2 pseudogenes are annotated in these 1,307 nt (G+C 70.9%); both read right to left on the bottom strand.

Annotation, left to right across the window (positions count from 1 at the left end):
- Positions 1-443, bottom strand: a pseudogene (locus ACWD4J_RS44090) (DUF6056 family protein); the annotation flags it as partial.
- Between the two features lie 222 nt (positions 444-665).
- Positions 666-1,307, bottom strand: a pseudogene (locus ACWD4J_RS44095) (DUF6056 family protein); the annotation flags it as partial.

Raw genomic sequence — 1,307 nt, forward strand, 5'->3', positions numbered from 1 at the left:
GCCGCCACCCGCTGCCCACGCCTACGCGCCGCAAGACCGCCCCACAACGCAGCACAGGCCAAAACCGGCGGCAACGTGTGCGACTCATTGGCCGCGGTGAAGTAGAAGGTCTGGTATGTGTTCTCGCTGCCGAGCAGGAAGAGCACGGTGACGGTGGTGGCGGTGAGCAGCGGCAGGCCGCGCGGCCCGCCGAACCCCATGACCCGCCAGATCTGCCGCGCCAGCGCCCACAGCACGGTCACGGTCACCACGGCGCTGACGGCGGGGAAGAGCTGCAGTCCGAGGACGCCGAGGGCGCTGTAGGCCTCCACGATCAGCGCGTTGAAAAGGCGGCCGTTGTCGTGGTTGTAGAACTTGTCGACGATCGCGCCCGCGCCCTCGTCGCGCGCCACGGGCAGAAAGCACCACTCGTCGGCGCTCGGACGCACCTCGATCCCCAGCACACATGCCACACCAAGCAGGAGCAGAACACATCCGGCCAACACCGCCACCCCACGCCCCAACAGGCGCGCTAAGCCTTCATCGCCGGCCTGTGGGACGGAATCCGGGAGCGTTTGCTGCGGGATCGATCCTCGTACGGATGTCTCGGCCGCCTGGGACACGGTCTGGCTCCTCGGAGTGGTCTCGGCACTGTCCCGAGGCCTAACCGCCCCTCGCCCGGGCGGTCACCCCGACTGCGCCATCCAGGGGAGGCGACGTGTGGACGGCAGGGTGATGGTCGCAACCCGGTAGTAGCGCGCCACGCAGCGGGCCGGCCAGTACCGCTCCCAGCGGGGCCCGGACTGGAACGGTTCGGGCATCCCCCGGATGGGCAGCGGCTCGTACGGCAGGCTGGTGGCCCCAGCGGCCGCCTGCCGCCGCAGCGATGCGTCCTGCCGGTCCCACTGCGCGGCTCGCACCCGCATCTCCTTGCCCAGCCCGTACAACGGCGGGACCAGACCCGCCACGGCGACCGCGCAGACGGCCAGCGCGCAGACGGCCGCCAGCCCGGCCTTTCGCCCGTCGCCGCCCCGGCTCACCCGCGCCCGAACGGCCCGCCCGAGCAGCACCCCGTAGACCACGAACAGCAGGATGAACAGCAGCAGACAGTCGTTCCTGGTCCGCACGGACTGCGGTGTCCAGTCGCCGAAATACGTCGTGACGGGGACGGTCGCGCCATACCCCGACAGCAGGAACACGGCCCCGGACAAGGGCACGAGGAACCTGGGGCGAACGGAGGCGAAGGCCGTGCAGCCCCCGCCGGCCGCGAGCAGCCCGATCAACACCCCGAGCGCGAGCGCCGCCACGTAACTCCAGGTCACCAGGAC

The organism is Streptomyces sp. NPDC002577 (genome assembly GCF_053594815.1).